Origin of the sequence: Dehalobacter sp. (assembly GCA_023667845.1) — a bacterium.
GTDB lineage: Bacteria > Bacillota > Desulfitobacteriia > Desulfitobacteriales > Syntrophobotulaceae > Dehalobacter.
On sequence record JAMPIU010000109.1, the window covers coordinates 1 to 4,433 of the forward strand.

A 4,433-nucleotide genomic window follows, 5' to 3' on the forward strand; every position below is an offset into this window, starting at 1 on the left:
TATCCATATCAAAGAAAATGCTCTCTTCCAGATCCATGTTTAAGGCAATCTCGGCATCTCCAAGGCTGTATGTTTTAAAAAGATTTTCAATGAGTTTTTTTATGTACGGAGAAAAGTTTAGTGTTTCGAACCCTCCACCTTTGTACAATTCTTCATGGATAAGAGCCATAGATATAACTCTGTCCTGGCTCTCTCTGAAGGCTTTGAGAACTTCCAATTCCTTAATATTCTCTCGGTTTCTGAACTGTTCAGCCTGAAGATCCAGCAGAGAGGAAATTACCTGAAGGTTATTCTTTATTCTATGGTGGATTTCCTTTTTACGAGCGGTCTCAATATTTGAAAGAGCTTCTTCAGCTTTTTTGCGTTCGGTAACGTCAATGTCCATCACAAGGATCATAGGAGAACCGTCAATATCGGTAAACGGAAAGTCGTAGGAATCAATTATGCTTCCGTCCGGGGTGTTAACTTCCCAATGTAGAGACTGACCTGTTTCAAGCACTTTGTAAGATTCGCAGAATTCACAAGGCTTAGTGAGCCCATAGCGATATTCATAACAGTGCCTACCATTTGATTCTCCGAACTTTTCGCGGAAACTTCGGTTGGCAAAGGCAACATGGTAATCTGGTGTTAATAAACATATCATTGCTGGAAGCGTTTCCAGCACATCAAAAAGTCGCTTCCGTTCAAACTCGATAGCTTCAGCAACCTTAATACGCGCTTCGCTATCTTTAAGCGCCTCCTCAGTCCGTTTTCGCTCGGTTATGTCAATTTGCACGCCGTCCCAGATAGTCCGCCCATCAGGCAGTCGACGGGGCCGAGAGTGCAACTGCATCCAGCGAATCTGACCGTCGGGCAGCTGCATAGGTGTTTCCATATCGAAGTCTGACAATTCGCGGGCGCTTTTTGCCTCAGCTTCTAAGAGCCGTTCAAAATATTCCGGTGGGATTTGCCGGTGCAGTGTACCCGGATCGCGCAGTACATCGGATACACTGACACCGTTGAGTCGCTCGATGCCTGCACTGAAATACAGGAAACGGACACTGCCATCGTGCTTATAAGCATATTGATAGACTGCACTATCCGGCAGGTTGTCACTCAGGAGACGCAACCTTTCCTTGCTCTCGCGTAAAGCTTCCTCTGCTCGCTTGCGCTCTGTAATGTCCTGGACTATTCCCGCCATCCAACGAAGATTTCCAGTATAATCTACCTGGTGCCTTCCTGCTGCCCAAATCCACCGGATTACACCGTCCACTCGCCGGATACGACACTCGAAACTCCAATCGCCACCCGAGGTTATGGCCTTCTGGTATTTTTCGTCCACCATCGCTCGGTCCTCAGGCAACACGTGGTTGAGGAACATTTCGTAGGTCCACTTCGGGAGAAGTTGCTCGTAACCGAAGATGCGGTCGTGCTCGAGTGATCGATGGGGAGAATCATGATTCACTAGGTCGAGATCCCACGCGCCGGTGTGTATGGTTTCGAGTGCGAAGTTCAACCTCTTTTCACTCTGGTGCAGTGCCTCTTCAGCCAGTTTTCGCTGGGTAATGTCATTGAAAACAACAGCTACTTTTCTGCTGCCTTCATCCCCAAAACGCGAAGCGTAGACGTCAAACCACCGATCAAGTTCTTCAATCCGGTTTTCTAACCTGACTGGCTCGCCAGTTATTACTACCTGGCTGAAGCTCTCGAGCCAATAATCTTCGAAATTAGGGAGAAGTTCACGAGCTCGCTTACCTACGACATCCTTAAGTCCTGTCATCTTCTCTTGCGATGGATTGGCTTCAAGAATCCGATGATCCACTGCTTTTCCACTCTCATCGAAGATTATCTCGATAATATTGAAGCCTTCGTCGATTGAATTGAACAGCGAACGATATTTCTCTTCAGAAATCCGCAAGGCTTCCTCGGCTCTTTTACGTTCGGTAATATCCTTTGCAATCTCAAACCGCACATCTCTGCCATCCGGCCACTTAATGATCCGGTCCATGATCATAAAATACCGATCCACTGCGGGGTTATAATACTCCCAATGGTAGGGCTTGTCCCTCTCCTTTAAAATAATTGGATTGGTGCAGAAATCGCAGGGAAAATCCCTCTCCTGAAACTCCCGGTAGCAAATCCCTCCCACGAGTTCGCCATCGAATTTCTCCTTCATTGCCTTATTTGCGTAAAGTACCTCGTAGGTGTATGGATCAGTCACATATACCGCATCGTCGATGCCATCGAAAATGGACAAGAGCTGCGATCGCTCGAAAGCCAACATCTCCTCAGTATCCTTGCGATTGGTGATGTCCTGAGTTATGCCGAAACCGCCGAAAAGCGTGCCATCGTTGTCAAATTCAATATATGCCTTTTCACGTACCCACTTGACTTTACCATCTACAATAATGCGATGCTCAATGTCATATGGTTCTCCAGCCAATCCCGCTTTCCATTTCTTATCAACATATTTCCTGTCATCCGTGTGAATCCTCGAAAGAAAGGTCTCATAGGTTAAAGGAGTACCTTTTGGGATACCAAAGATACGATAAGCTTCATCGGACCATGTCAATTCATTTTTACGCACATTCAAACGCCAGCTTCCGAGATTTCCCACGGCCTGGGCGCGGTCAAGATCCTCACGATTCTTCTGTAGCGCATTAACTAGAGAATCGCGTTCTGCCAGCGACTGAGATAGTTTGATATTGCTGTAACTTAGCTGTGAGATCATGTTAGCAAGCTTAGTGAGGAATACCATGCTTGCATCTACAGCCTCTTTGCTCAACCGCGGAACTTTTTCAAGCGCCTTTATGTATTCCTCTTCATCGAAGCCGTATTTTCTGGCCTGGGATCGGAAAAGCTCATAGTCCAGAGGCTCATTATCAAAAAAAAATTGACCGGAGAAGATATTGCCAACATGCTGACAGCCCACTATGATGGGAGTCGCTATGTCCCATATATTGTTTTTGCACTTGTACAGTTTAAATTCTCCAGGGAAAATGCCTGCGGACAGCTCTGTGTCACTTTCTATACAGTGTTTGCAGGTTTCTGGGTGAATCCTATGGAATTTGGTGCAGATATCCTGCCATCCAACACTTACCAAAACATTGCCTTTGAGATCGACTAGGGCCATGGTAATGTGAGTAAATTTATAAAAGTCATCCATAAGGGACTGAATCTCTTGGGAATCAATGATATTAGCAAGTTCCAGTTTACTCCTCTCCCTAGTTTCAGTTTCCTGAAATTTTTCTTCAAAATTCATCCTGTCACTTGTGTCAAGTCCATAAATGTTTATGCATCCTTCTTTGAGTATAGGGTAAAACGCTAGCGGATATACTCTTTTTCCTACTGTAACTCACATTTTTTCCGGACTATTCAGTGAAATTACCCTTTGTACAAAATCCTCAGTATAGGCAGGTAACTTTTCTTCAGCTACGCCTAAATTATGCAGTAATGGCTCACTCACTTCATTTATTTGAAGAACAGTTCCATCCTTATATACAATAAGCATAGGACTTGGATTCGTTGCCATAAATTGATCTACTTTTGTTTTCATTTTTCCCATCAGGCTCCTTTTCTTTGACGGCAACTTGCTTATTGTTGTTGACTATTTAACGTAAAAGTGTCTATGGCAACTACTTATATAAATATAGTAGTTTTAATATTAATATGTTCATTTAAACCTTGAGTTAAAGAGGTCTTTATTTGTATTATCCATAAACTTCAAATTGAATAGCCGAAGAAGTTTTCATAAATTAATGTAAGTCTAAATATATAAAGTCAATAAAATTTAATTATTCAATCTAAAAGAGACAGATTCCTAACTATATACAAATAATAAATTTATTAAAAACTTTTTCGAATATGCAACATTACTGGTAAGAATGTACGTTTGTCAGAAGTCTGTTTTAAGATATAGATCTTTAATCTTCCTTTTTTTCTTTCAACTCCCTGAAATGAGTGCTTAAAATGAAAATCATTCTAAGCCTGTTACAGCCAATTCTCAACTACTATAGATTTCTCAACTACCATAGGAGTTAACATGCACTCAGTAAAAGAAATTTAGCTATAAGCTTTTCAAAAAGCTTGTATTTATGTCACATTTTGACCTTTCGAAAATTCCTTAAATACTTGGGATATATCCAGCAGGGTCAAGGGCTCTATATTTAGAGTTCAACATAGAGGAGGACTAAATATTATCAAGAGTGAACAAGTCAACATGCGAGAGTTGCCCAGCCAGGCCAAAGGCGATAGGTTCAGAGCCTATTCTCGTAGGAGTTCGTGCGCTAAAATCGCATCTCTTGCACTTAATTTGAGAATCTTCAAGACGACTATCTTTTTCAGTCATGAACCTTCGCTCAGGTTTGGAGGAATCAGGTCACATTATTGCGAAAAGTTAATATGAGAAAAGTTATATCCAAGCCTCACGTTTACGAAAGGCATGAAAAAAACAT

The 4,433-nt window shown here is 42.5% G+C and carries 2 protein-coding genes; both read right to left on the bottom strand.

What is annotated here, in order from left to right:
- A partial coding sequence (locus tag NC238_07730; protein MCM1565828.1) for a PocR ligand-binding domain-containing protein occupies positions 1–3,241 on the bottom strand: 3,241 nt, incomplete at its 3' end.
- 93 nt (positions 3,242–3,334) lie between these two features.
- A complete protein-coding gene (locus tag NC238_07735; protein ID MCM1565829.1) occupies positions 3,335–3,544 on the bottom strand; it encodes a hypothetical protein in 210 nt (69 codons plus the stop codon).
- Positions 3,545–4,433: the final 889 nt, after the last annotated feature.

Coding starts and splice junctions, on each gene's coding strand:
- NC238_07735 (MCM1565829.1), bottom strand. CDS start 3,544: ATGGGAAAAATGAAAACAAAAGTAGATCAATTTATGGCAACGAATCCA.